Genomic DNA, 24,531 nt, shown 5'->3' with positions numbered 1-24,531 from the left:
TTACCTGGTTACGTGAATAGAATTATGATGTTTTTTGTTTTGAGTTTAGAACATTATGTAGGACATGATACATGATAAAGCTGTATATTCCAATCGTTAGAGCGATAAATAAAGTTAGCAATCAAATCACCAGCTTTCAACTGATAGTGATAATTATTTTCATCTATAAATAGTGTATCAGCAGATTTTTTACTTTTCAATCCTTTTTTAGCGTTTTCAATCTATTTGGTATGAATCGATTTCGGACAAATCCGATATTCTGATATTCAACATGAACAGCTAAAGCTCGTTCTTCGATTGGAATCCGAACAGCCATTACCATCAGGTTTAATATTGTGAAAACAATTGCCGTTATATATGCCTGGAATAACACCGGGATTAAGATGAACTCTAACGCTACAACAAGGTAATTAGGATGCTTAAGATATTTATACGGACCTTTTGCCTGAACTTGTTTTGTCGGGAGAATCATAATTTTGGTATTCCAAAACATTCCCAATGATTGAATTGCCCACAATCGCCCTAGCTGTGTTAAAGCAAATAAGAAAAATAGAAATGGGTAATATGTTGATAACTCTTTATTAAAATAGACAAACTCAACCATGAGCGTAATAAAAAACAGGATATGCATAAGAACAATGTATTTGTAATGCCCATGCCCTACCTCATAGCCACCTTGAGACAAAATCCACTTTTCATTTCTTTTTGCAATTCGCATTTCAATTAATCTTTGAGCGATTACCAACGTAATGAATATCCAAAATATCATCCTACTTCCTCCATTGTAAAAGGACTAACTCTGAGCTAAACCCAGGTCCTAAGGCTGTAACAAGCCCATAGTCGCCTTCTGTGCCTAGCTGCTTCTCCATAAATTCCTTCAGTACATATAGCACCGTTACAGAAGACATATTCCCCTGCTTTCGTAATACTTCCCTAGCGATATCTGTCATCGAGCGTGGAATTTCAAGCGCTACCTCATATGCGTCCAATACTTTTTTTCCACCTGGATGTGCAATAAAATGCTTAATATGGCTCATATCCAGCTGATTTGCATGTAAATATTCATCTACATTTCCTTTTAACCACGATTTTACAATACTAGGGATATCCTTTGAAAAGATCACGTGGAGACCTGTATTTTTTATATCCCAGCCCATAACATCCTCTGAATGTGCCATTAGGGTGGATTGTGCAGAAACAAATTTGGGTAATACATCTGATTCTGAAATTTTCTGATACTCTACTTCATCTCCCACAATACACACACAAGCCGTTCCATCCGCAAATAACGAAGTACCTATTAAATTGCTCTTAGAAAAGTCATTTTTTTGGAAAGTTAAGCTACAAAGCTCTACTGCAACTACAAGCACTTTTGCATCAGGATATGCTTTGCAGTAATCAAATGCTCTCGCCAATCCAGAAGCCCCTCCCGCACAACCAAGTCCCCAAATTGGAATCCGCTTTGTATGTGTTCCGAAGTCCATTTGATTCATAATCCTTGCTTCAATACTTGGAGTGGAGATACCAGAACTCGATATAAAAATGATGGCATCAATTTCTTTCGGCATGATCTTTTCTTTAAGCAGGGTGGTATTATTTAAGCAATTCTGAATGGATTTCACTCCAAACAAAATTGCTTTTTCAATATATGTATTATTTTTTTCTTCAAAACGATGGTCTTTGCTATACCACTCTAATGATTCGCTAAAATACCGTTCTTCGATTTCACTATTCGTGAATACTCGGATAAGACGGTCTATGTCTGGAAAGTGGTCTTGGAATAAATCCCTGATAAATTCAGTGGTTTTGGATTGATTAATCTTATGTGGTGGATTACAAATACCCACTGAAATGATTTTAGGCATGGTGCCCCCCCTTACTTTAAAGGAAATCTCTTAAGGTTACTTTTTCCAGTTATAAAATTAGTATGCAAACAAATAAAAAAGGGCATAAAAAAAGCCTTCCCAACACGGGAAAGCTCACGTTTCAAAGGAGTTGTTTTGTTGTTGTGCATTTATAGTATAACTCAAACTTTTCAAACATTCACTAGTAAATTTTTGGTTTCATATTAGGGAAAAAATTCTTTTCTTTCTATAGTAATGTCTTTACGATTTCTTCTCGCTTTTTGTCGATTGCATCAAAGTCCATGGCAGCTTTATAGTAATCCTCTAGTTTGTCATGAAGTCTTTTTGCTTCACTTAAATAGTTGGTACCAATCGTCATTTTATTCTTGTATTCTAGGTTAAGCTCTTCAATTTCTTTTTTAAACGTGCTTTCAATTTTCGGATCCATGCATAAAGCAAACATATCTACGACCTCATCACCCTCACGGAATGGGTCAACAACATGTGGTGCTGTTCCATCTACAATCGAGACACTCAACTTTGGAATGATGATCATATCTATGCTTTTCGGGTCAAATGCACAGTGAAAATATTCAACTGATAATCCCTTTTGTTCTGCATGTTTCGCGACCTTCTTCATTAAAGTTGACTTTCCACTTCCTGGTCTTCCCTTAACAATATAACGCTTATCATATTCTTCCGTAATATTATCAATGAAATTTACTGCGCCCTTCGGTGTAGCCGCTCCAAAGAATCGCCTTCTTTTTGTTGGCTTTTCCTCAGCTGTAAATGGTTTACTAAATATTGCATCAATCAAGTTTTGAAGGACAGCATCTGCTTTTTTAAAACTCATTGATGAGACATAAATATCCTCACGTTTTAAATGAACCTTCTTCGCTTCTGCAAAGGTTTTATAAGCTTCTTCAAAGTTCTTTGAAATATCATCTGTCAGTTCAATGATTTCATCCTTAAATTGAGCTAAATATTGATCATTGCGGTATTGACCGAGATCAATTACCTTTTCAACGACTCCAGGATATCTAGGCTCGATCACATGTGGTGCCGTTCCGTCTACAAATCCTAATTTTCGTTCAGGAATAATGATTCCATCTATAGAGTGATTATCTGAAGAACAGTGTAAGTATTCGAGATCGTAGCCTTTCTCCATAAACACTAGACCGATTTTCCTCATAAAGGTGGACTTACCTGTTCCAGGTCCCCCTTTTAAAATATATAGAGTTTCTAGCCCTTTTAATGCCTCATCATAGAACGAGTAAAATCCTACACTTGAATTTGTACCTGCATAATAATTTTTTACTTTTGCCATATAAACTACATACCTCCTTGTAGACATTCGCCTACATTAGAGTATGGCAGGTAGATGATGTGTGTGAATAAAAATAATATTGTTTTTGAACTGTATCATTTATTTTTTCTATTTTAATAAACCTTTTTACTCTTATTATCACAAAAAACCACTATTAAAAAATAGTGATTAGGAGGACTTTTGATCGTTCTTTTGTACATTAATATCAATTTGACTAATTGTTCCGTTTCCACACTTAAAGCATCTTTCTTTATTATTTAGCAAGAGCGTATGACATCTAGAACAATAATACCTAATCATTTACACACCACTCCCTTTTTTATTTATCCTATGTTGAAGTATGAATTGCTGTTATTACGAATGTCACAAATTAGTCAAATGTTTTCTTTTTCAAATGTGATAAAAATCACTGTTTTATTAATTTTTCACTATTAATATAGTGATTAGATTAGGAATGAACAATTTGTGAAATAGTCAAAACTGACTAGTTTTTATCAAATTGTTTTGTATGATGATTATGTAAAAACCTTTGAATTTACGCTTGAAGGGGGTCGTGAGGAATGGCAAAGACACAGCTTACAAAAACAAACCAAAAGACAAAAATTGAAGATGAAAAAACTTCCTTAAAAGGAACATTAGCATCTGTATTTTTACTTGGACTTTTCTTAATTTTATCTTGGCTTGGTGTCTATTTCTTGTTCTTAGACAGATTGTAAAAGTAATCTCCATTTAAGATTACGCGGAACATCCATTAAAAAATGGCTTGTAATATTTTATGGGAAAACAAACAGAAAAAGAATGTGAAAATTTGAAAGGGGAAAAAAGCCATGCATCTGCATAAATTTGAAAAAATATGGCTCACTTTTGGTATTGGAATACTTTTCGTATTTCTAGCAGTTGTTGGTGTTGGCGCATTTGCGATGGGTCACCAGCCAGCAAGCAGTATTAAAACAATTGATCCCGAAAAGGTGGCTGAAACAGCACCATTTGATAATCCTGGACTTGTTCATATTGAAGGAAACAAATATGAATTAAATCTTGTTGCAGAAGCCTTTGCGTACACACCTAGTACCATCCAAATTCCAAAAGGCGCAGAAGTAACAATTAACGTTGCAACAAAAGATGTTGTTCACGGATTTTCAATTGCAGGCACAAACGTCAATATGATGGTTGAACCTGGATATGTAAGCACTTATACTCAAACATTTTCTAAAACAGGCGAATTTTTAGTATTATGTAATGAATATTGTGGAGCTGGACACCACTTAATGATGGCAAAAGTTGAGGTGACCGAATAATGATAAATTCAAATTTCAAGGTAGACAGAAATGACGGAAAATTAGCAATGGCACACTTTTATGTAGCCTTCGCTGCCCTACTCCTTGGAGGAACTGCAGGTTTGCTTCAAACCCTTGTTCGTTCAGGAAAATTTACTTTACCAGCTGGAATTGGTTACTATCAATTGTTAACCGTTCACGGAGTTTTATTGGGACTTGTACTTACTACATTTTTTATCATAGGATTTTTATTTGCTAGCTTAAGTAAAACAGCTGGGACCCTATCATCAAAAATTCGTTTAACAGGTTGGATTGGTTTCTTGACAATGACAATTGGAACTGCTTCTACAGCAACTACGATTCTTTTAGGTGAAGCATCTGTTCTTTATACATTTTATGCACCACTACAAGCACACCCTTTCTTTTATATTGGGTTAGCACTAGTTGTGGTTGGTAGCTGGATCAGCGGCTTTGCAATGTTCACCCATTTTGGTAAATGGAAAAAAGCAAACCCTGGTCAAGTAACGCCTTTATTAAGCTACATGGCTATCATGACAATGATTTTATGGTTAGTTGCAACACTTGGAGTAGCTGCATCTGTCCTTATTCAATTTATTCCATGGTCTTTTGGTTGGGTTGAAACTATTGATGTTCTCATTAGTCGAACATTATTCTGGTATTTTGGTCACCCACTTGTGTATTTCTGGTTATTACCTGCATACATGGCATGGTATGTTGTAATTCCAAAGGTAATCGGAGGAAAAATCTTCTCAGATGCACTAGCAAGATTATCTTTTATTCTGTTCTTGTTATTCTCTATTCCAGTAGGATTCCACCATCAGTTAACTGAACCGGGGATTGATCCGAATTGGAAGTACTTGCAAGTTGTTCTGACATTCATGGTTGTAATCCCATCGTTGATGACGGCATTCTCATTGTTCGCATCTTTCGAATCATACGGAAGATCAAAAGGAGCTACAGGACTTTTCGGCTGGTTTAGAAAACTTCCATGGGGAGATGCTCGTTTCTTCGCACCATTCATTGGTATGTTATTCTTTATTCCAGCAGGAGCGGGTGGAATCATCAATGCGAGTCACCAAATGAACCAAGTGATTCATAATACAATTTGGGTAACTGGACACTTTCACTTAACCGTAGCAACAACTGTTTTACTAACATTCTTTGGTATCGCCTACTGGTTAATTCCACATTTAACTGGTCGAGTTATGACAAAAGCGATGAACAAACTTGCCATTGTTCAAACAATTGTCTGGACAATTGGTATGACGTTTATGTCAACTTCTATGCACTTTGCAGGCTTACTAGGAGCACCTAGACGTTCTGCTTTCTCAACATACGGGGATTCAGCACAAGCAATGGATTGGATACCTTATCAAATTGCTCAAGCGATTGGCGGATCTATTCTCTTTATTGGTATCATCCTAGTTCTAGTTATATTTATTAACCTTGCCTTCTTTGCTCCTAAGGGTGAAACAGAATTCCCTGTAGGAGAAGTTGCTAAAGAAGCAGAAAAAACACCTATGCTTTTAGAAAACTGGAAACTTTGGGTTGGTGTACTTGCAGTATTAATCTTAATCGCTTATACAATTCCATTTGTCGATATGATTCAAAATGCACCACCAGGGGCAAAACCATTTAAACATTTACTATAAGAGATATAAAAGCTACGCAATATCTAGATTGCGTAGCTTCCTTTTTCTACAACTTATATATTTCACTATATTTAGTTTCTAAATATTGGATTAAATAATTTGCATTTAACCCCTCACCTGTAACATCCTTGATGATTTCTAAAGGCTTTTTCATTTTTCCATGCTTATGGATATGTTCAGTTAGCCATTCTTTAATCGGAAGTAAGTTCCCCTCTTCTAGTAACTCATCAAAGTTTGGAAGGTCCTTTTCCATGGCATTCTTGAATTGAGCAGCATACATATATCCAAGGGCGTAAGAAGGGAAATATCCGAAGCTACCGCCTGCCCAATGGACATCCTGCAGGACTCCTTTTGCATCATTCTCTGGACGTATACCTAGGTACTCTTCATACTTAGCATTCCATATTTCTGGTAGGTCTTTTACTTCGATCTCATCATTAAACAAACCTTTTTCAATTTCATATCTCACCATGATATGCAATGGATATGTTAATTCATCTGCTTCAATTCGAATAAAAGATGGTTTTGATTCATTTATTGCTCGATAATAGTCTTCGATTGATACTCCATCAAACTGACCACTTGCATATTTTTTTAATAACTCAAAATTATTTTTCCAAAATGACAGGCTGCGCCCAAGTATATTTTCATAAAAAAGGGATTGAGATTCATGTATCCCCATTGAAGTTCCTTGTGCAAGGTTCGTTCCAACTAAATCTGAAGAAATGTTTTGCTCATAAAGAGCATGTCCACCCTCATGGATTGTTCCAAAAACTGCAGTTCTAAAATCATTTTCAACATAATTTGTTGTAACTCGAACGTCCCCTGGATTTAACCCAGTTGCAAAAGGGTGAACAGTTTCATCAAGACGTCCTGCTTCAAAGTCATACCCCATTTTTCTTAGAATCTCTAAACTAAATTCACGCTGTTTTTCCTTAGGGAATTCTTTAAATAAAAATGAAGTCTCTGGTTTGTTTTGTGATTCTGTTACTGCTTTTACAAGTGGTACAATTTTATCTCGTAATTGAGCAAACACGGCATCAACTACCTCAACTGTTACTCCTGGCTCGTACATATCTAATAATGTATTGTACTTGTTCCCTTCATAACCCCAGTAGCTAATAAATTTCTTCGTGAAATCGACAAGCTTTTCCAAATAGGGGCGGAACATTTCAAAGTCAGATTTTTCTTTTGCATCTTCCCATACAGATTCAGCTTTTGATTGAAGAATCACAAACTCTCGAAATTCATCAGCAGGTATTTTTTTATTTCGTTCAAAATCCTTTTGACACTCCTCAACCACTTTCTTTGTAATTTCACCAAGTTGTTGCTGAGCTTCAGGTGTCGTTAATTCTTTCAAGTAGCTTTCCATTTCAACGGAAGTAGACATTGCAAATACTTCAGAAGACAGCATTCCAATAACTTCTGAGCGTTGTTCGACTCCTTTTTTTGGAGCACCAGTTCGCAAGTCCCAATACATAACCCCAATTGCTTCATTGTAGCTTGTCATTTTCTTTACTAATTCAAGAAACGCTAGTTCAGTTTGTTTTAGTTGCTCAGACATATTTAGTCCCCCCATTAATATGTTTCTGTTGGCAGTACATTTTTAATTTTATTTAAAACCTCGATAGAAACTTGGTTATCAACAAAAATACTAACCGTACCTGTATCTTCACTTGACCGAATTAATCGACCAATTCCTTGTCTCAATCTCAGAAGCATATATGGTAAATCAACTTGCTCAAAGGAATGTTCTGCTCCTTTTCGTTTTGCCTGGAAAACCGGGTCATTTGGTGGAAATGGTAATGACCAAATGATGACATTGGATAAAGAAGGACCTGGGATATCGAGACCTTCCCACAAGGAAACTGAGCAAAGGATACTTTGTTCAGTGTTTTGGAATTTAGAAACCAATCCACTGATTTCTTGATCCCCTTCAAAGAGAAACTCATATTTTTCAGTCCTACAGTTCTCTTTAAATCTCTGGAGTTCTTCCTTTGAATTAAATAAAAGCAAAGCCCTGCCTTCTGATTTTTCGATATCATTCCATGCAAAATCCACTTTCGATTGGAATACATCCTCGTTAATATTGAACTTAGGCATTTGGATCTTCATCTGAGTTTCATAGTCAAATGGTGATTCCACCGAAAATGATTGATAGTTTTTGATTCCCAGACTATTCGCAATATAGTCAAACGATTTATCTTCAGATAATGTTGCAGAAGAAAAGATAAATGGAATCTGTTTCGAAAATACGTTCTCCGCTAAGATCGTTTCTACTGCTTGGGGCATTATGACAAGCGTATCACTCTCACTATCTGCCTCAACCCACGTAATCGCATCATTCTCTTCACCGAAAAGCTTTAATGAATATTCCAATTGGTCTAAGTACTCATCTACAATATGTAATTCATATTGGTCAATTGTATACGTTTCTGCTTCAAAAACAAGGTTATTGCCAATCTCAACAATCATTTGATGCAGTTTCTTCGCAGCGGCAACTAATTGTACTGTCCGCTTAATTTCCATTCGCTCAGAGCCTTCGACTGCTTTGCTATTTTCTTGGAGACTTCTGTAAAACTGCTCATTTTGTTCGATTGTATCCTCAATTAATTGTGCAAATTCTTCACGAATATCATTACCTAATAATCTTGTTAACAGTGATTCCAAAGTGGTTTCTTGGATACGGTAGGTTAATGCTTTTTGTGCAGAGTATTCAAGTAAGTGGCCTTCATCAAAAACCACACAGCTGCTATCCGGTAAAAACGGAAGCTGTCCTTCTCTTTTGCGCGCTTCCATTGTCCACACATGCTCCATATAAAAGTCATGTGAGCAGACAATTAAATCAACGGCCTTGCGATAATGTTCTCTAGAAAGTGTAAGCCCACACCGATGTCTTAACTCACAAGAAAAGCAGTCCTGAAAGCTATCCCATGCGACACTTTTCCACTCTTCATCTGCAAGATCAGGATATGTTTTTCTGTCCCCGTAATGATGAAAAGCTTGCATGGTAGAATGATTATGTACAAAATCTGGTAGTTCGTTATAGATTCTTGCGATTTTTTCATTAGATGTCCGACGAGTAGCATGATCTAATTTTCGAATGCATAAATACTGATCCTGTGCTTTTGCGAGTCGAACATCAATATTCAAATCTAATGCATCCGCTATTTTTGCAATATCTCCTTCAGGCTTAACAAGCTGTTCAATTAATGACTCATCAGCACATGAGATAATTGCCGGCTTTCTCATATATCTGGCATAACAAATAGCATATAAAAGATAAACAATTGTTTTTCCTGTGCCTACACCAGCTTCTGCAAAGACAATTGATTTATCCTTAAACGCCCTTTCTAGTTGAAATGCCATAAAAATTTGCTCATCGCGGAGCTCAAAACCTTTTTCTGGAAGGACGTCATAAAAAACATCGCCAATCCACTCATTTAATTTATCAAAGAAATTTTCATTTCTGGAAATTTCAAAGGGTAACCCTTCTCCAATCATATGTAAAAACCCCCAAAACCAACAAGATCAAAATGCGCCTTGCGTATTTACGCCCATATTTTTTAGGCCCACACGAGGTGGGTCACAAAGACGTTGCCACAGGAAGTGGCGTTCTTAGTCTTTGATCCTATACTCGAAAACTTTCTTTTAAAATCTGTGGCATACGCCGGAGGCTTTAATTATTCAGCCAATGTTTAATTATCTACTAGTAAATGTGGGAAGTCAATATTTTTAGGTGGCACATGAAGTCTAGAACTAGAAAAATTAATAAAATAAAAACCCGCAATAGCGAGTTTTTATTTTATTCCATTATTCATTCTTATATCGTAAATAATCAACGTCTATGGAAGTTGAATGAGACATGGCATGAAGAAGGTCGTTTTTTGCTTTGACAATGGATTTAAGTGGATCCATCTCTTCTCCGACTTCATTTTGAAGTGCCCGATATGTATCATTCAGCGCATCTTGAATTTTCTTAAAGTCTATATAATTCATTATTCATTCACTCCTGGTAATTTTGTAGACACCAATAGAGTATATGTCCTTAGGATTGGAACTATTCATGAATTACTAGAAATAACGAAAATCTTTATTGATTTCTTGGCGGTCTTTTTCCCCAATACTGATAATAGTCTGTACGAATAAACCCGTTAAACAATTTACGTTTTTTTGTTGCAGGCTTGCCATATAATTGCTCAAATTCTGGATGTGAAGTTAACATATAGACTGACCAAGTATCATAGGTACGGAGTACTTCTCCCATGCTGCGGTACATTTCTTCAACAGCTTTCTTTTCACCAAGTCTTTCTCCATATGGCGGATTTCCGACGATCACACCATATTCTTTAGTCGTTGTAAAATCCTTAACCTGCATTTGTTTAAAGTTGATGATATCTCCGAAACCAGCCTCATCTGAGTTATCCTTTGCTATTTGAATCATTCTATGGTCGATATCAAATCCGCTAATATCAAGTGGCTGATCATATTTTGCTAAATCTTCTACCTCTTGTCGTGCTTCATCCCATCTGTTTTTACCAATCCAATCCCACTCTTCAGATACAAAATCTCGGTTAAAACCAGGTGCAATGTTTTGACCGATTAACGCTGCCTCAATTGGAATCGTTCCTGAGCCGCAAAATGGATCAACAAAGGGTTTATCTGGTGTCCAATTGGTAAGCTTGACTAGTGTCGCTGCAAGTGTTTCTTTTAATGGCGCTTCCCCTTGATCAGCACGGTAACCACGTTTATGGAGTCCAACTCCACTACAATCGATTGTTAACGTGGCAACATCTTTCAGTAAAGCGACTTCAATCCGATATAATGGTCCAGTTTCCTCAAACCAACCAGATGTTTTACGATAATGCCTTTTGAGGCTGTCAACAACCGCTTTTTTTACGATGCTTTGGCAATCTGAGACACTAAAAAGCTTTGATTTTACTGATTTTCCTATAACAGGAAATTCCGCATTTTCTGGAATAATGTCCCCCCAATTAAGGGCTTTGGTCTTTTCAAATAATTCATCAAAGGTTGTGGCCTTGAATTCTCCAACCTTTAGCTTTATACGGTCTGCTGTCCTAAGCCATAAATTACTCCGGCATATTGCTTGTTCATCAGCGTCGAATGTAATTTTGCCGTTTTCAACCGTGCATTCATAACCTAAATCCCGCACTTCTTTGGCAACAATCGATTCTATTCCCATTGCTGCTGTTGCAATAAGTGTTACTTTTCCCATTACGTTCACCCTAACTATGTACATTATGTATAGTAAAAGAATAAAGAAACTCACAGTGTAAAGCAAGAAATGCTATTAAATATCGTCAAAAAATGAACGAAAGCATACAAAAAGCTCTTCAATTCTGAAGAGCTTTGCTTCTTTATTCGTATGATCGTTTAATTAATAACGTTCTGTAAGCCATGTTTTGTTCCTTCGTACTTCAGTCGGCAAAACGAATGCCTCGTACTCCGGTGGTAATCATCTATCTACAGACGTTTGTACGCCTGTCCTTCTCCTTGTTCATTTCCAAAAGAGAAAGTGCCCCTACCATAATTTGGGTTTCTCGCTCGTGGGGTTTACCTCGTTCCACTCCTGTAATTTCTTACAGGACTTCGTCACTGTGGCACTTTAAAGGTAGTCAAACCATATCCTAATGGACTTAGGTTTTTTCCCTGCCGTTAGCAAAGTTCAATACTTTAGCTACCCTAGCTTATTTTTTCGCTAGGCACGAACACTACGGACATCTCAGTCCGTGCGAGCATGGACTTTCCTCTGCAGGTTACCCTGCAGCGATTACCCGAACGTTATTAATGTGTGCAAAAAATAGTATAGTGGAAAAACATTAATATTGCAAGTATTACAAACTGGCAATTTTTTCCTTAATCATAAAATCAGTAAACCATAGTCAGTCGTATAATTTACTACCAAAAACATGTTTTTCAAGATTAGATAACCGTTTTAAAATATCAAAATTAGTTGTTCCCGTTTGTGCCTGTGGCTGTTTCTTATAAGAATCTTCTAGCTGACGCTTCAAACGGAGGTTTTCTTGTTGAAGTTCTTCAATTTCTTGGTAAAACACTTCATAGTCCTTAATAATAACATCTAAAAATTTATCAACTTCTTCTTGTTTATAGCCTTTCATGCCTGTTTTAAATTCTTTTTCAAGTATTTGTGTCGCACTTAATTTAATTTTATCTGATATCATATCAATCACCTCGATACACTTTCCCCATTATTCCTAAACCTATTTTTTCAAAAAATTCGTGTATTGTCAATTTAAATGGTGTAACCATTAGTAGTCATTATTCGCGAATTGTTCTTCTTCCACGATTGCCTGAAGGTCATAAGCGTTTATTGTAATAAGTTGATAATCTTCATATTCAGCTTTCTTTTTTGCATCTGCATAGATATAACGAGGACTACCATCCTTTTCCTCGTCATAAAAAATTAATAATGCATCGCTCTTATCAAGAAAAAAAGCATTTTTTAAGCGAAATTGTGATGGATTATCATATTTTCGATTTGTGATGCTGTTTACATAGTCGGCTTGCGACAAAATAAGCTGATAAAATTCTTTGTTTGTTTCATTCCATTTTTCTTCTTGTTCAAGAAATGGAGTAATGACAGCAAGTCTCAGGTCAGGATATTCCTCTTGAAGCTCGAATGTAATTTCGGCAGCCCAAAGCTCAACACCAAGTTGACCGCTTATAATAACCCATTCTAGTCCGTCTTCAATTAAGGGGATCAGTTGCTTCTTAAGGGCTAGTTTAATATATTTGATTCCCGGATGATCTTGTCCAAAGATCCCAAGTTCAAATGGTTTATAGCCTGTGATTGCAACAACCTTTACCATGTCAACACTCCTTTACATCGAATGAATTTTTCTAAAGTATGTAAAACAGGAACCATGAAAGTTCCTGTTAGATTGACTTCTTATACGACATTTTTATATTGCGTTTTATTTTTGAATTATCTTCCCATAAATGGTCCTGGTGGTCTTGGTCCACAATTAAAGTGTTGATTCGTTACCTCATTCGCAACAGATTCTGTGTGTGGGAAATAATGCATATGTTGATACATATGATGATTTACATGTTGCGTATGTGAAGGATGAATATGTGGAACAATTGTTTTACAGCAATGATGTTGGACACAGCATTTAGTTGGATGAACAATAGGTTGCATTACGTTTGTTGGACAATACATTTTATTTATCTCCTTTCCTTCATCTGTCTTACATTAATAGCCTATGAAGGAATGGATAGTCATGTACTAATCAAAACACCTATTTTTAGAAGAAGTTTATAAACTGTTGTGAATTTAACGAATCAATTTTCAGTGTTCCACTTAAAACATAATCGCGATCCGTAACTCAAAGCTGCGCCGCCCTGATAATCTCGGTCATCTTCTTTCTTATTTAAATTACCAATTTTCTGTAAAAGTTTAAATCGTTCTCTTCTTATTAGAAAAAGGCATACGAGCCTTCTTTTATTCCAGTTAATACGATTACAGTTATTACAAGTACAAAAAAGTACAGAAATAAAATTTTCTTATACATACATTTCTCTCTCCATCTAAAATAATATTTCCTTTACACAAAACACTATTTTACATGGTATTACAAAGTTCTACAATGACAAATGAAGGAAGTTTACAAATCTTCATAAAATCGACAAATAAAGCGCGAAAAAGCACTAAATTTGCGCTTACCTGGGCAATATTTTCTATTTTTTTTGAAGTTTCCTGGTTATTCTTGAAAGTCGTTTTTGAAACTCATTTTCAATCTTTTCATTTTTTGTCTTATTGCGTGGATCGCTGATTTCTTTCCATTTCAAATAGCCATTATTTGCAATATCCAAAGCGAATTTATAATCCTTTGTATAATGTTCATAATATTTCGCCAACTCTATACTTGCTAGAACAGAATCATGGTCTGCCCCATTTTCATATACTTCACCAAATAACTCTATCGCTTCCTCAAGCTTTTTTTCCTTTTTAAATATTAACGCTAATGCAAGCTTTGCCTTCATTTCTTTCTCTGAGTCCACGTCAACAACCTGTCTATATAGTTCCTGTGCCTTAGAGGTCTCCCCAAGTGCCTCTAACCATCTCGCAACTTCGTATTTATCAGTCGTATATTTATTCTTTTCGTCAAGAATAACAGCACCAGATAAGTGAATATAAAGGGTTAAGAGCGATAAAATATCGATTTCATTATGGCGCATCACTCCAAAAATCCCATCAGGCACCTGATTTTCGACAAAATCAAAATAAAGAATCGGTGCTAAATAACCCGGTACGTCCCCATCACGCTGGATTTCAAGAATTTCTTTTTCAACATTTGAAAGTCTTACAGAATCGAGTTTGTTCTTCCATAATCTTCTTGCTGCATGATATAAATCAAAATGCCCAAATTCTGGAAGTTTCGGAAGTGCATTACGAATTAATGTATGCCTAGTTTTCACCTGTGGCCAATCGAATGATTTTCCGTTATAAGTCACAAGGGTTGTGTAGTCAACACTTGAAAGAAAACTTTGGTAAAGAGCTACCTCACTACCTGGGTTAGGTAAAAAATGTTGCGTGAGAACAACGCGATCTTCTTGAACCCTAGCGTGTCCTAATAGAAAGATAGTATTGCCCGTCCCCCCACCTAGTCCAGTTGTTTCAGTGTCAAAGAAAAATAAATCAGAAACTTGATGTCCTTTTGCAGACAATGGATGATTCAATTCAGAATTATTCCAGAGCTCAATTACATCGTATAATTTAGAAAAAGAATACAAGCCATGCTGAAAATTCAGTGGATACTCTATTTTACGAACCATACAATAGGTACCATCAAAATAAAAGGGCTCTGCTCCAAACTCTTTCCACTTATCTAAATAAGGAATTTCCTCCAAATGTAAAGACAGATCTTCCGGCTTTTGCTTTACCACTTCTTCTTTCACAATATGATTTTTTAATCGATTTAATTTCCCTTTAATCGACATTACCATGTCCCCTTTAAAGTTTTGAACCTTGTTTTAGCTTTGTAATTAAAGTAAGTGCATCAAATTTTGCTCGTTCATTTAGCACATCCGTACCAATACAAGAGGGACAACCTGATTCACACGAACATCTTCCAATTAATTCTTCAGATTCATTGAGGAGATTTTCCATAACCTCATAGACTTTTTCACTCAAACCAATTCCTCCTGGATAACGGTCATAAAGAAAGATTGTCGGCTGCTCATTGTGAACAGCTTTCACTTGGGGGACTACATGTAAGTCTGAAGGGTCACACATGGTCATCAATGGTGCAACATGTCTTAAGACATTAGCGACACCAACTAATCCTTCTTCAATCCTTTGATCACTTATGCCTTCAAGCTCTGATTTTTTCAAGCTAATCCAAGCTGAAGAAGTATGTAGTTCCTCTTCGGGTAAATGAATCGGCCCAGAACCGATATTTTCATGTGTTTCAAATTTTATTTTCTTAAAGATTGTTGCCATTGCTTGAACGGAAACATCCCCATAGCCAATTTCGACAGATTCTTCTGAGCGTTCTTTATCAACCTCAAGAACGCGAAGACTTACTGCTAAGTTGGCATCTGTAAAATAATCAACATCTACTTCCCTAACAAATGCTTTCTTTTCTTCCCAATCGAGCTTTTCAACTTGGTATTGAACACCTTGATGTAAATAAATAGCTTCATCATGTAGTAAAGTCATTGCACTAAAGCGGTCCATTTCACCAATGACCTTGACTGCAGCAATATCTGTTTGATCAATAATGACAACATTTTCTTGCGATGCAGAACGAAGGCTAATATTGTGGGCTGGAAATGAATCGTTCATCCAATACCATTTGTCACCATTCTGATGAAGAATTCTTTCTTCGGTTAAAAACTCTAGAATATCTTCCAGATCAAGTTCACCGAATGTATCACCTGTTTTAAATGGTAATTCATAGGCAGCGCATTTAATATGATCAATTAAGATCACAAGATTATTTGGATTAATTCGAGCTGTCTCAGGATTTCTACTAAAAAAGTATTCTGGGTTTTGAATCATATATTGGTCCAATGGATTGGAACTAGCCACCATAAAAATTACGGCTTCTCCTTGCCGACGACCAGCACGACCTGCTTGTTGCCACGCACTAGCAATTGTTCCAGGGTAGCCTGTCATAATACAAACTTGAAGCTGTCCAATATCCACACCTAATTCGAGTGCATTTGTACTGATTACTCCGTAAATGTCTCCATTTCGAAGACCTTGTTCAATATCACGACGTTGCTTCGGTAAATAGCCACCACGATAACCACGGATCGCTTTCGGTCCAAGCTTATGTTTAACAAGTTCTTGTAAATACGTTAGGATGATTTCCACCCTCACTCTACTTCGTGCAAAAACGATGGTTTGAATTTTATTTTTTAAAAATTCACTGGCTAATTTTCGCACCTCGAGTGTCGCACTTCTCCGAATATTGAGTGGTTTATTGACGATGGGTGGGTTGTAAAAAACAAAATGCTTTCTTCCAGTTGGGGCACCATTGTTTTCTATTAACTCCATTTTAGTACCAGTCAAATCTTCTGCAAGTTCTTTCGGATTGGCAATTGTCGCTGATGTACACATAAAAACCGGACTGCTGCCATAAAACTCACAGATCCGCTTTAACCGTCTAATTACATTAGCAACATGGCTTCCGAAAACACCACGGTATGTATGTAGTTCATCGATAACAACATATTTCAGGTTTTCAAACAAGGAAACCCATTTTGTGTGATGTGGGAGAATCGCAGAATGCAGCATATCCGGATTTGTGATAACAATATGTCCAGCTTTTCTTACCTTTTGGCGTATATTTGCCGGTGTATCACCATCATATGTATAACTGTTAATCGCAACTCCCATTTCCTCAATGATTTCATTTAATTCGCTTTTTTGATCCTGTGCTAAAGCTTTTGTAGGAAACAAATAAAGTGCACGTGCCTGGTCATTTTCAACAATTGCCTGTAATACAGGAAGATTATAGCAAAGTGTCTTTCCTGATGCTGTAGGAGTTACAGCGACAAAGTTTCCACCACTTCGTGCAATTTCATAGGCAGAATGTTGGTGGGTGTAAAGTTGATGTATTCCTCTTTTGTCCAACGCTTCTCGTAATCTATTATCTATGGTTCTCGGCATGTCCATTGTTTTAGCAGACGTCGCCTCAATCGTATGCCAGTGTACAATATTTTTCGCGTATTGCGGATTTTCTTTTATTAGATCTATTATTTCATGAATATTTTTTCGAAACTTCATAATCAATCACCTCAGGATTTCTATCTCCTATTGTACAGAATAAACGTTCGTTTTTGAAGTTATTCCTTCTGGTATATTTAAGCATACAAAAAAGCACACCTAAATAAGTGTGCTTTTTATATCAAGTTCCACAAAATGTTTGATATGGCCTATTTGTTGGCTCAGGTGGTTTTGCGTATTCAGCTTGATCAGAGGAGTGAGCAAATGGATCTTTTAATACATTTAACAGTTTCCCCATGACATTATAATCACCATCTGCAGCAGCCTCCAATGCTTCTTCAACACGGTGGTTTCGTGGTATGACAGCAGGATTTGATGTTTTCATTAATTCATTTATCTCAACCTCAGATTTCCCTTGCCTAGATTGTCTTTCCTTCCATTTTTGCTGCCAGCTTTTAAATTTCTCCGAATTACATATTTCAATGCTATCAAGCTTATTGAAGGTTAACGCTACAAATGTGTTCGTGTAATCTAGTTGGTTTGAGTTCATCAGTTCCAATAGGTTTTCAATAAGACTCTTATCTTCTGCCTCTTCATCGAACAAGCCAAGCTTTGCTCTCATCCCGTTTAACCAATTTTCTTCATAAATCCCGATGTATTTTGACATTTCATCCTGCGCTAATTGAAGTGCCTTTTCTTCATTTTCATCTATTAAAGGCAATAAGCATTCTGCAAATCTGGCTAAATTCCAACCACCGATATATGGCTGTTTACCAAATGCATAACGACCTCCCGTGTCGATTGAACTAAAAACGGTGGCTGGATCATAGGTATCCATAAAGGCGCATGGGCCATAATCGATGCTTTCACCACTTATCGTCATATTATCGGTGTTCATGACCCCATGAATAAATCCGACTAATTGCCATTTTGATATCAAAGCGGCTTGGCGATTAATCATCCCTCGTAGTAAAGCAAGGTACCGGTTTTCCTCCTCTTTAATCTCGGGATAATGTCGCTCAATCGTATAATCGGCTAATAATCTTAGTTCATCGATTTTCCCAAGTCCAGCAATAAATTGAAATGTACCCACACGAATATGACTTGATGCCACGCGTGTAAGAACCGCACCTGGTAGAACTGTCTCTCGATAAACCGGTTCTCCTGTCGTAACTACAGCCAAGCTTCGGGTAGTAGGAATACCTAAGCCATGCATCGCTTCACTAATAATATATTCGCGAAGCATTGGCCCAATTGCTGCACGACCATCCCCTCCGCGTGAATAAGGTGTCCGACCTGCACCTTTTAACTGAATATCAAAGCGTTCTCCATCTGGTGTCATCTGTTCACCTAGCAACACCGCACGGCCATCTCCTAGATTTGTAAAATGACCAAATTGATGACCAGCATAGCTTTGCGCAATAGGCTCAGCCCCCTCAGGAATCTTATTCCCAGCAAAGACCTCAACCCCATCTTTCTGCAAAGCATTTACATCTAACCCAAGGAGGTCGGCTAAATACTTGTTTAAGATCACTAGTTCTGGTTCGCGTACAGGAGTAGGATCTGTTTTTGAATACAAATCCTTTGGTAAACGAACATAACTATTGTCAAAATTCCAACCCATTTTATTAGTTGTAATCTCGAACACCCCTTTGTATTTTTATCTTAATGCATCCTTAAGTAATACCAAAGAAAATTTGTAAAAGTATTTACTTCATGTTCAATTTCCGATTGTACGAATGACAGTTGAAATGGTTTTATCAAAGGCTGAAGCACACTTTTCCGAATCCGTTCCCGCTGTAGTTCTGACACAATCGTATCATATAAATCTCGCTGGTCTGTTGTAAAAATTGCTTCCTGCTCGATTTCCTTAGCTAAATCTAAAAGTTCCTGTAAGTTTAGTACCTTTCGATCAATTCTCGCTTGTAAAAAATGAAGAGATGACGAGTCAAGCAAAGTACTGCCATTTTTGACCATAATTGGTATTATTGCCTCCAAATAGGTTAATAGCACCTCTACCGTCTTGTGCATTGGTTGTGTACTATTCGTAATCTTCATTGTAAATGAGATATAATGCATCATCCCATAAAAAAGAATCGAAAGTTCAAACCCATATGGCCTTATATGATCCCCATAAACATCTACAAATCGTCCCGCTAACCATTCCAATTCATGAATCCGGTGATGCATCACCAGTTTTTTCAGTTCTACTTCATTTGAATTTAAAATCGCCTCAAAAATGGTATTGAGGTTACGCTCTCTATTTAATTTGGTTAGTATCGAAATTTGTTCAACTAAAACAACTCGGTCCGTTTCATCTTTTCCAACCTGTAATTCCATACGAATTTGGCTAGCATCATAACGCAATCCTTCTAATAATTCTGCAATACAGTCATTTTTATTCGAGAAATAATTATAAAATGTACCTTTTGAAATATTGGCTTGTTCAATGATATCTTGTATCGAGGTTTGTTGAAATCCTTTCTCTACAAATAACTTCAAAGCAACGTCAGCCACTTTTCTCCTACGTTTATTCATACATCCTCCAACCGTTTCCTTTATATTCCAAGTAAACATTTTATTTACTACTACTAGAACATTATACCTTAAGTATAAATATATTGCACAAATTGAACTGATGGTATAAAATCATCAAGTAAATATTTTATTGAACGAATCGAGGGGAAGATGAATGGAATCTACTTTACAACAAAAAAAACCACCATATTTAATGTTAGCTGTATTATTTATTGGTGCTTTTGTTTCTTTTTTAAATAATTCATTATTAAATGTTGCATTACCATCCATTATGATTGATTTAAAAATCGAAAATTATTCTACTGTACAATGGCTTGCAACTGGATATATGCTGGTTAGCGGTGTATTAATTCCTGCTTCAGCATATTTAATTACACGTTTTTCAAATCGTAGCTTGTTTATTACATCTATGGTCATTTTCGCACTGGGTACTGCAATGGCAGCATTTGCACCTAATTTTGGAGTATTACTTGCTGGCCGTATGGTTCAAGCTGCAGGATCTTCAGTCATGGGACCATTACTAATGAACATCATGCTTGTTAGTTTCCCAGTTGAAAAACGCGGTGCGGCAATGGGTGTTTTTGGCTTGGTTATGATAACAGCACCTGCAATTGGACCTACTTTATCAGGTTATATTGTAGAGCATTACGATTGGCGAGTATTGTTCGAAATGATTTTACCTCTTGCAGTAATCAGCTTAGTCCTTGCTGTATGGAAATCAAAGAATGTGATGGAAGTAAACAAAAACGCGACGATTGATCATTTATCCATTATTCTATCAACAATCGGATTTGGAGGCTTATTATATGGATTCAGCTCCGCAAGCAACGACGGATGGAGCGATACCCTAGTTCTGGCATCATTAATTATTGGTGGCATATCACTCATTGTCTTTATTTTACGTCAACTAAAAATAGATGAACCTGTTCTAGATTTACGAGCTTATAAATATCCAATGTTCGCACTAGCTTCAATCATCTCCATCGTAAACGCGGTAGCGATGTTCTCAGGAATGATTTTAACACCAGCATATGTTCAAAGTGTTCGTGGAATTTCACCATTTGAATCTGGTTTAATGATGTTACCTGGAGCAATCGTTATGGGAATTATGTCCCCGATTACAGGAAAATTATTTGACAAGTTCGGCCCACGTCTTCTTTCAATTTGTGGGTTAATCGTAACAGCAGTTTCAACCTATTTATTATCACAACTGCAAATTGATTCTTCGTACACCTATATCATAACAACATACACTCTTCGTATGTTTGGAATGTCAATGGTCATGATGCCGATTATGACAAACGGATTAAATCAATTGCCTGCACGTTTTTATCCACACGGAACAGCTATCAACAATACAGCTCAACAAGTATCTGGTTCTATTGGAACAGCTGTATTGGTAACGATCATGAATAGCGTGACCAAGTCAGAAGGCGAAAGTCTCATGGCAAATGTTGATCCAACGACATTAACAGAAAGCACTCAAGCTTTACTTGGCCAACAAGCATTACTTGCAGGAATTAATTATTCCTTCCTAGTAGCATTAGGTATTAATATAGTTGCTTTAATATTAGCATTCTTTATTAAACGAGTAGATGTTAGCAACAAGGCTGTTCATGGGGCTGAAACTGTTAAACCAGTTAAAGCCGCTACAAATTAATTTTTCTCCCCTAACATTAGTTAGGGGAGTTTTTTAGTTCGGTTTTTAACAATAAAAAAACAGACTCTATAATAGAATCTGTTTTGAACGGTTTATTTTTGGTTCATTATGCCTTTTGAACATTAGCAGCTTGTGGTCCACGGCTACCTTCTTCGATATCGAACGTAACATCTTGACCTTCTTCTAACGTTTTGAACCCATCACCTTGGATAGCTGAAAAGTGAACGAATACATCGTCTCCACCTTCAACTTCGATAAATCCAAAGCCTTTTTCACTGTTAAACCATTTTACTTTTCCTTGTGCCATATTGTTTCCTCCTATGTAATGCAACAAAAGTTGTTGCAAGGTAATGCATGAATTATTATGTCCATAGAAAAAACATTTTATAACTAAAAAATTTTTTTCTATTTTTTGGTGGAGGAAACAAATAACGTTTTTATGCTAAAAAGCTTTTATTATGGTTGTTGACAACCTGTAATAATCTTGTATTGGTCTCCATCTCTGCTCCACATAATGGACAGGTTGGCTCTTGTGTGCTCTTAAAATTATCTCGTACCCATCCATTACATTCCTCAGATGTGCATTCCCACACCTTCGTTTCCTCAGTAACAATTTCTTCGACTGGTCTTCTTCCAAAAGCCATTCAAATCATCTCCTTTGTTTTGGTTGGCACGAAACTTATAGTAAATTATTGTTTAAAAAGATAAGCGCAAGGCGTTCGTCTATCGGTTACAAGCATAAGATAAGCACTGACAGAAGGTTTTTTTGCCTTCCGAAGCGATTCGCTTAGACCAAAGATCCGATAGCGCCTGGAGCTAGACAATAAAAAAACTTATTATAAAAAGTGTTCTTTGTGCGCTTTTAAACTTGATCAGCGCCACTACGGCTAACTTTGGCTTTAGAGCTTTTTGTTAACGCGAAGCTTCCTTGAGAAACTCCTTATAATAAGCATTACTATTAATTTATCTTAGTTAGTAAATATTATACCACTTTCTACCTATATTTGTAAAACGTAGGTATTAATCATAAAGATGACAAGCTGTGAAATGAGATGGCTTTACTTCCTTCCACTGTGGAACTTCAGTTGAACATCTTTCCATTGCATATTGGCATCTTGTTCGAAACACACAACCAGATGGTGGAGATAACGGGCTGGGTACTTCTCCTTCGAGTACAATTCGTTCACGATTCACTACCGGATCCGGAATTGGCACAGCGGATAATAATGCTTTTGTGTATGGATGTAGTGGTTCATCATAAAGGGACTCACTATTCGTAAACTCAACCATATTTCCTAAGTACATCACAAGAATTCGATCTGAAATATATTTGACCATTGATAAATCATGGGCAATAAATAAATATGTTAAATCCATTTTTTCCTGCAAACTCTTTAACAGATTAACTATTTGCGCCTGAATTGATACATCTAATGCTGAAATTGGTTCATCACAAACAATAAACTTTGGATTTAGAGCCAGTGCCCTGGCAATTCCAATTCGTTGTCTTTGTCCACCGCTAAACTCATGGGGGAATCGATTCGCATGCTCTGGACGAAGACCTACCAATTCTAAAAGTTCCTTCACCCTTTCCTTTCTCTTTTTACCTTTAGCAAGACCGTGGATATCAAGTGGTTCTGCAATAATATCCTCAATTTTCATTCTTGGATTCAAGGATGCATAGGGATCCTGAAAAATAATTTGAACATCTTTGCGAAGCTCCTTCATTTGTCTTGGATTAAACTGATAAATGTTTTTTCCTTCAAACAAGACTTCACCTGCTGTTGGTTCAATTAAGCGAATAATCGTTTTTCCTGCTGTTGATTTTCCGCAGCCACTTTCTCCAACTAGTCCAACTGTTTCTCCTTTATTTATGATTAAATTCAAATCATTAACCGCCTTTAACGGTTTCTTTTGGATAGAAAAGTATTTCTTAACATTTTTTATTTCAAGTAATGCGTTTGATTTCTCTACCACTTTCTTACCCCCCCCTATACATGATTTAAACGATTTTTAGCCATCGGATGATTTAACCAGCATGAACTGTGCTGTGTTGGGCTAACGCCTTCAAAAACTGGTTTATGTTCAGCACAAACTTTCATTGCCATTTCACACCTTGGATAGAATGAGCAGCCCTTAGGTGGGTACAGTAAATCTGGAGGAGTTCCAGTTATGGTGGATAGTTTTTCATGCTTATCCATATCTAGACGAGGTACGGATTTTAACAATCCTTTCGTATACGGATGAGTCGGATTTGAAAAGATCTCCTCGACACTACCAGTTTCAACAATTTCACCTGCATACATCACAACAACCTTACTGCACATTTCCGCTACAACACCAAGGTCATGGGTTATTAAAATAATCGAAGTGTTGGTTTGCTCTTGCAACTTCTTCATCAGTCTTAAAATTTGTGCTTGTATGGTCACATCTAGTGCAGTTGTAGGTTCATCAGCAATTAAAAGTTTCGGCTGACAGGCAAGGGCAATAGCAATCATAACCCGCTGTCTCATCCCACCTGAAAATTCATGTGGATATTGATGAATGCGCTTCTCCGGTTGAGGAATACCCACCATTTCAAGCATGTTTACGGCATACTCAAGTGCTTCTTTTTTTGAAACTTTTCTATGACGAATAATTCCCTCTGCAATTTGCAGCCCGATCCTAGTTGTAGGGTTTAACGATGTCATAGGATCTTGAAAAATCATCCCTACTTCATTTCCTCTAATTTTCTCCATCGCTTTTTCTGATTTTTGAACTAAATTATCTCCATTTAAAAGAATAGAACCATTTTCGATTTTTGCTTGTGGGCTTGGAAGAAGTTTCATAATCGATTTAGCCGTCACACTTTTACCACAGCCCGATTCACCAACAATAGCTATTGCTTCCCCTGTTTCTACTGAAAAGGAAACTCCTCTAACTGCCTTTACCTTTCCTGCACTTGTATCAAACGAAACATGCAAATCATTGATTACTAGTATATTTTCCATC

The 24,531-nt window shown here is 36.7% G+C and carries 22 protein-coding genes and 1 other RNA gene; 4 read left to right on the top strand and 19 right to left on the bottom strand.

All coding sequences use genetic code 11. The annotated features are described in order from the left end of the window. Window positions 1-196: 196 nt before the first annotated feature. The 3 genes from NST91_RS10590 to NST91_RS10580 all read right to left on the bottom strand — a co-directional run bounded on the left by NST91_RS10590 (window position 197) and on the right by NST91_RS10580 (window position 3,171). Window positions 197-769, bottom strand: a complete 573-nt coding sequence (locus tag NST91_RS10590) for an isoprenylcysteine carboxyl methyltransferase family protein (protein WP_341331087.1) — start codon at window positions 767-769, stop codon at window positions 197-199. Window position 770: 1 nt separating this feature from the next. Then, window positions 771-1,865, bottom strand: coding sequence for a type III polyketide synthase (locus tag NST91_RS10585; protein WP_341331086.1), 1,095 nt, complete (start codon window positions 1,863-1,865; stop codon window positions 771-773). A gap of 226 nt (window positions 1,866-2,091) precedes the next feature. Further along, complete coding sequence (locus NST91_RS10580; RefSeq protein ID WP_341331085.1) at window positions 2,092-3,171, bottom strand: PRK06851 family protein; 1,080 nt, start codon at window positions 3,169-3,171, stop codon at window positions 2,092-2,094. Between the two features lie 560 nt (window positions 3,172-3,731). On the opposite strand from NST91_RS10580, the gene NST91_RS10575 reads away from it, so the two are divergent. From NST91_RS10575 to NST91_RS10565, 3 genes are all read left to right on the top strand, one after another. Beyond that, on the top strand, window positions 3,732-3,887 hold the full coding sequence (locus NST91_RS10575; RefSeq protein WP_057997355.1) for a cytochrome c oxidase subunit 2A: 156 nt from the start codon (window positions 3,732-3,734) through the stop codon (window positions 3,885-3,887). Window positions 3,888-3,998: 111 nt separating this feature from the next. Continuing rightward, on the top strand, window positions 3,999-4,469 hold the full coding sequence (locus NST91_RS10570; protein ID WP_121448221.1) for a cupredoxin domain-containing protein: 471 nt from the start codon (window positions 3,999-4,001) through the stop codon (window positions 4,467-4,469). Continuing rightward, entirely contained in the window at window positions 4,469-6,121 is a 1,653-nt protein-coding gene (locus tag NST91_RS10565) for a b(o/a)3-type cytochrome-c oxidase subunit 1 (protein WP_341331084.1), read from the top strand. Before NST91_RS10570 ends, NST91_RS10565 begins: the two co-directional genes overlap by 1 nt. Window positions 6,122-6,167: 46 nt before the next feature. Here the strand turns inward: NST91_RS10565 and NST91_RS10560 are convergent, their stop codons facing one another. From NST91_RS10560 to NST91_RS10505, 12 genes are all read right to left on the bottom strand, one after another. After that, complete coding sequence (locus NST91_RS10560) at window positions 6,168-7,685, bottom strand: carboxypeptidase M32 (RefSeq protein WP_341331083.1); 1,518 nt, start codon at window positions 7,683-7,685, stop codon at window positions 6,168-6,170. 14 nt (window positions 7,686-7,699) lie between these two features. Then, window positions 7,700-9,625, bottom strand: coding sequence for a helicase C-terminal domain-containing protein (locus NST91_RS10555; protein WP_121449677.1), 1,926 nt, complete (start codon window positions 9,623-9,625; stop codon window positions 7,700-7,702). A gap of 309 nt (window positions 9,626-9,934) precedes the next feature. Continuing rightward, window positions 9,935-10,120, bottom strand: coding sequence for a DUF3921 family protein (locus NST91_RS10550; protein ID WP_121449676.1), 186 nt, complete (start codon window positions 10,118-10,120; stop codon window positions 9,935-9,937). 94 nt (window positions 10,121-10,214) lie between these two features. Beyond that, entirely contained in the window at window positions 10,215-11,357 is a 1,143-nt protein-coding gene (locus NST91_RS10545; RefSeq protein ID WP_341331082.1) for a THUMP domain-containing class I SAM-dependent RNA methyltransferase, read from the bottom strand. 171 nt (window positions 11,358-11,528) lie between these two features. Continuing rightward, window positions 11,529-11,924: RNase P RNA component class B (gene rnpB, locus NST91_RS10540), an RNA gene on the bottom strand. Window positions 11,925-12,024: 100 nt separating this feature from the next. Continuing rightward, window positions 12,025-12,324: a cell division regulator GpsB gene (gene gpsB, locus NST91_RS10535; protein ID WP_121449674.1), complete on the bottom strand. Its 300-nt coding sequence runs from the start codon at window positions 12,322-12,324 to the stop codon at window positions 12,025-12,027. An 87-nt stretch (window positions 12,325-12,411) separates the two neighbouring features. Next, window positions 12,412-12,972 (bottom strand): SLOG family protein, encoded by a 561-nt coding sequence (locus NST91_RS10530; RefSeq protein ID WP_121449673.1) that lies wholly within the window; start codon window positions 12,970-12,972, stop codon window positions 12,412-12,414. A 116-nt stretch (window positions 12,973-13,088) separates the two neighbouring features. Then, a complete protein-coding gene (locus NST91_RS10525) occupies window positions 13,089-13,325 on the bottom strand; it encodes a CotD family spore coat protein (protein WP_121449672.1) in 237 nt (78 codons plus the stop codon). A 518-nt stretch (window positions 13,326-13,843) separates the two neighbouring features. Beyond that, window positions 13,844-15,106 carry a ribonuclease H-like domain-containing protein gene (locus NST91_RS10520; RefSeq protein WP_121449671.1) on the bottom strand — a complete coding sequence of 421 codons (1,263 nt, stop codon included), beginning with the start codon at window positions 15,104-15,106 and terminating at the stop codon, window positions 13,844-13,846. 13 nt (window positions 15,107-15,119) lie between these two features. Next, entirely contained in the window at window positions 15,120-17,402 is a 2,283-nt protein-coding gene (locus NST91_RS10515; protein ID WP_121449670.1) for a DEAD/DEAH box helicase, read from the bottom strand. A gap of 121 nt (window positions 17,403-17,523) precedes the next feature. Further along, window positions 17,524-18,966 carry a protein adenylyltransferase SelO family protein gene (locus tag NST91_RS10510; RefSeq protein ID WP_121449669.1) on the bottom strand — a complete coding sequence of 481 codons (1,443 nt, stop codon included), beginning with the start codon at window positions 18,964-18,966 and terminating at the stop codon, window positions 17,524-17,526. Between the two features lie 41 nt (window positions 18,967-19,007). Next, the gene (locus tag NST91_RS10505; protein WP_121449668.1) at window positions 19,008-19,880 is read right to left on the bottom strand and encodes a TetR family transcriptional regulator; all 873 of its coding nucleotides are present in this window, start codon (window positions 19,878-19,880) and stop codon (window positions 19,008-19,010) included. A gap of 154 nt (window positions 19,881-20,034) precedes the next feature. On the opposite strand from NST91_RS10505, the gene NST91_RS10500 reads away from it, so the two are divergent. Next, a complete protein-coding gene (locus NST91_RS10500) occupies window positions 20,035-21,540 on the top strand; it encodes a DHA2 family efflux MFS transporter permease subunit (protein WP_121449667.1) in 1,506 nt (501 codons plus the stop codon). Between the two features lie 106 nt (window positions 21,541-21,646). Here the strand turns inward: NST91_RS10500 and NST91_RS10495 are convergent, their stop codons facing one another. The 4 genes from NST91_RS10495 to NST91_RS10480 form a co-directional block, all read right to left on the bottom strand. Next, window positions 21,647-21,847 (bottom strand): cold-shock protein, encoded by a 201-nt coding sequence (locus NST91_RS10495; protein WP_099351638.1) that lies wholly within the window; start codon window positions 21,845-21,847, stop codon window positions 21,647-21,649. 130 nt (window positions 21,848-21,977) lie between these two features. After that, window positions 21,978-22,184 (bottom strand): cold-inducible protein YdjO-related protein, encoded by a 207-nt coding sequence (locus tag NST91_RS10490; RefSeq protein WP_121449666.1) that lies wholly within the window; start codon window positions 22,182-22,184, stop codon window positions 21,978-21,980. A 376-nt stretch (window positions 22,185-22,560) separates the two neighbouring features. Then, window positions 22,561-23,517, bottom strand: a complete 957-nt coding sequence (locus NST91_RS10485) for an oligopeptide/dipeptide ABC transporter ATP-binding protein (RefSeq protein ID WP_121449665.1) — start codon at window positions 23,515-23,517, stop codon at window positions 22,561-22,563. Window positions 23,518-23,531: 14 nt separating this feature from the next. Further along, window positions 23,532-24,530, bottom strand: a complete 999-nt coding sequence (locus tag NST91_RS10480; protein WP_341331081.1) for an ABC transporter ATP-binding protein — start codon at window positions 24,528-24,530, stop codon at window positions 23,532-23,534. Between the last annotated feature and the right edge of the window lies 1 nt (window position 24,531).

It is taken from the genome of Ferdinandcohnia sp. FSL W7-1320 (genome assembly GCF_038050315.1).
In the GTDB taxonomy this organism is placed as follows: Bacteria; Bacillota; Bacilli; order Bacillales; family Bacillaceae_L; genus Ferdinandcohnia; species Ferdinandcohnia aciditolerans.
Note: the sequence above shows the minus strand (reverse complement) of the source record. Positions and strands in the feature narration are given on the sequence as shown.